Origin of the sequence: Neisseria sp. HMSC073G10 (assembly GCF_001812605.1) — a bacterium.
In the GTDB taxonomy this organism is placed as follows: domain Bacteria; phylum Pseudomonadota; class Gammaproteobacteria; order Burkholderiales; family Neisseriaceae; genus Neisseria; species Neisseria subflava_A.
Genome location: NZ_KV809513.1, coordinates 1 through 3045 on the forward strand (window position 1 = coordinate 1; position 3045 = coordinate 3045).

The following is a 3045-nucleotide window of genomic DNA, read 5'->3' on the forward strand; positions in this document are numbered from 1 at the left end:
CATCTGAAGGCGATGTGTTTGAACCTTTTGAAAGTGGCTAACAGGCTAAGTGTGCCTGTTGTTGCTTAAAAGGCGGCCCGGATGCCTGATTAATCAGGTATCCAAGGGGAATTAAGGGGATATTTGGGTAAAATCAGGAGTAATGTAGGAGCGGAAATAGACGAAAACCTGTGTTTGGATTTCGGCTGTTGGGGGAAAGGAATTTTGCAAAGGTCTCAGGCTTTTTTATTATCAATAATAAAGGCCGTCTGAAACTTTTCAGACGGCCTTTTCATTTCGCCAAACCGTTAACCCGGACGACCATCCGAACGCGGGCGGATCAGCCAAGGAATATATTTCCATGCGTATAACAGCAAAGAAGCGGCAAATAAAGCGGCGGAGCAACGGATACTGTGCGTGTATGCCGTACCGCTCACAAAGGTAGCCAAAACACGGACAACCGTTGCAGCTATCATCAACCAAAAGGCGACAGGAACCACTTTAGGCGGCGGATAAATAGAGTTGCCGGTATGGCCAAGCGCGGTTCGTGCCATCATGCCCAAAGTTAGCACGCCGATACCGCCAACGCCGATAAGGTGCACGCCCAAATTCAGGAAGTTTGAAATCCAATAGGAAAGACCGACCGCAATCAAACCCAAGCCGGTAAACAGATAGCCGGCAAACAAAATCCAAAGCATAGGCTCTTTCAGTACGGCTTTATACCACCAGCGGTACACCTGCACGGTAAAAATCACACCGGCAGCAAAAGAGAACAAAGCAGCCAATCCCGGCAATATGTTATGCGCCATCATCATGGCAGCCAGCATAGGCAGCCAAAGCGATGCGTGCGCTACCCATTGAGGGCTGGGGATTTGCGGCACGTTCAGGCGTTTGGACGTAAAGAACGAGATAATCCGCATGCCGATCAAACCGATAAAGCCGGCCACCATAATCAAACCGGATTGCAAACCGGTCATCAGCGCAATGGCATCAAACGGCTGCACTTTCAGATGGAAGGCGAAATGGGTGCCGCCCAAAACAAAAATAGCGAACACGGCAACATAGTTGCGCTTGTTTTGAGAACGAATTACCGGCAAAGCCATGCATACCGCGCCATACCAGAAAAAGATCGTACCGAATATGCCGCTTGCCGTTACCCCCCAACCGGGGATAAACATACAAATGCGGGCCAACAGCCAAAATGCGGTCAAACCGGCCAACGCCTTACCGCGTGTCGGCGGCTGGCCTGTCCAAGTCGCCACGGCCGTCAATAAAAATGCAATGACAACCAATCCGGCATAGCCCCAAATCATTTCATGGGCATGCCAATAAAAACCAGGCAACTCAGGCGTACCCTGAAAGCCGAAGCCCCAAAGCAGTATAGACAATGCGCCATACAAAGCCGCCAACGAATAAAACGGGCGGAAGGCCATTGCCCAAACCGGGTGTTTGAACAAATCGTTCATGGTGGTTCCTTCAATTTTTATATCATCATAAAACAGCAACAGAGGCCGTCTGAAACTTTTCAGACGGCCATCGATTCCTTTCCCTGTTACACATTTTCAGGCAAAGGCAAAAAAGGTTCAATCGCAGGGAAAAGCTCGCGCTCCTCAAAGCGCGCATGATCGCGCAAAGTAACAGCAAACTCCTTATTCCATGATTCATTCATATATTCAGGATGCGCCATCATCGCACGCAATTTGGCATGATCGCCTTCAAAACGCTGCCGCAACGCAGGGTCAATTTTATCCCAATACGGCGCAAACATGGTTTCCTCTTCCAAAAAATGTGGCTCCAGCTCAATAAAATGAGGCTCCAGCTCCGCCTGATGGCTTTGATCGGGCGTACGCAGGAGACGGACGCACAACGACAGCGAGCCATGATGTTCGCGGGAAAGTTCTATTAAGGCAGGATGGCGTTTCAAGGGCTTCATAAGTTCGTTATAATGGTAACAGTTTGTCAAACTGGATTAATTCAAATGTTTCAGATATTATGAAACCCAATCCCACATAAAGTCAAACAGCCCCTCACCAAGCACTACGCTTTTGACATATAATAAAAATATCTAAAGAGCCAGCCATGTATCTGACCCAACATACCGATTACGGATTGCGCGTATTGGTTTATACCGCCATCAACGACGACACCCTCGTCAATATCGGCACCATTGCCGAGACTTACAATATTTCCAAAAGCCATTTGATGAAAGTGGTTACCTCATTAGTCAAAGGCGGTTTTCTGGTCAGCGTACGCGGCAAAGGCGGCGGTTTGCGCTTGGCGGATGTTCCTGAAAAAATCAACATTGGCGCAGTCGTCCGCCATCTTGAGCCGATGCAGGTTGTCGAATGCATGGGCGATAACAACGAATGCCTCATCACCCCATCCTGCCGACTGACCGGCATCATTACCGGCGCCATCAAAGCCTTCTTCAACCATTTAGATCAATACTCCCTGCAAGATCTTTTGGACAAACCAACCTACGACATACTCTATACCCCGCGCATCCCCATCAACGAAATACGCAGAATGGTTGATTAAATCTTCAGGCCGTCTGAAAACAGTCAAGCTATATCGAAATAATCATCAGCCTCTCAATATAGGGGCGTGTGGTATTACTCGGAAAAATAATAAACAATGCCGTCTGGAATTAAGATTTTCAGACGGCATTGTTAATTTTAAAATAATAGAAAGATATCGACCAGAGCAAGCAAAAAGTAACTGCTCGCCATTTACTTATTCCCTAGTCAAAAAGTACGCCAAGTATCTTCCCAGTCAACGTAACGGTCTTTTTCCAATACAAAATTGGGAACGTTAGTAAAACTTTCGTGGCCATGACGAATATAATTTTGATTATGAATCCATAGAGTTTTACCTTGTAAATATTTCTTTAAAATATAAAATACCGTCTGGATTGTGAAATCTCAGACGGTATTATTTTGGTTTATAAAATATCAACCATTAAAATGATTACACTTTTTCTACAGATTAACCTTCTGGCAATGGTAATGAAGCCAAATACCGTAGAGTAATTACATAATCAATCTAACGTCCTTAAAATAACAATAG

At 46.1% G+C, this 3045-nt stretch carries 3 protein-coding genes; 1 reads left to right on the plus strand and 2 read right to left on the minus strand.

Going from position 1 to position 3045, the window contains the following annotated elements:
• Positions 1–287: 287 nt before the first annotated feature.
• Positions 288–1445: an NnrS family protein gene (locus HMPREF2865_RS04290; RefSeq protein WP_070645836.1), complete on the minus strand. Its 1158-nt coding sequence runs from the start codon at positions 1443–1445 to the stop codon at positions 288–290.
• A gap of 86 nt (positions 1446–1531) precedes the next feature.
• Positions 1532–1912 carry a hemerythrin domain-containing protein gene (locus HMPREF2865_RS04295; protein ID WP_070615483.1) on the minus strand — a complete coding sequence of 127 codons (381 nt, stop codon included), beginning with the start codon at positions 1910–1912 and terminating at the stop codon, positions 1532–1534.
• Between the two features lie 146 nt (positions 1913–2058).
• Between HMPREF2865_RS04295 and HMPREF2865_RS04300 the strand changes: the two genes are divergently transcribed.
• A complete protein-coding gene (locus tag HMPREF2865_RS04300) occupies positions 2059–2517 on the plus strand; it encodes an RrF2 family transcriptional regulator (protein WP_070645838.1) in 459 nt (152 codons plus the stop codon).
• The last annotated feature ends 528 nt before the right edge of the window (positions 2518–3045 follow it).

What these genes read in the sequence shown, in the direction of transcription:
- HMPREF2865_RS04290 (WP_070645836.1), bottom strand. Translation starts at nt 1,445, where the DNA reads ATGAACGATTTGTTCAAACACCCGGTTTGGGCAATGGCCTTCCGCCCG.
- HMPREF2865_RS04295 (WP_070615483.1), bottom strand. Translation starts at nt 1,912, where the DNA reads ATGAAGCCCTTGAAACGCCATCCTGCCTTAATAGAACTTTCCCGCGAA.
- HMPREF2865_RS04300 (WP_070645838.1), top strand. Translation starts at nt 2,059, where the DNA reads ATGTATCTGACCCAACATACCGATTACGGATTGCGCGTATTGGTTTAT.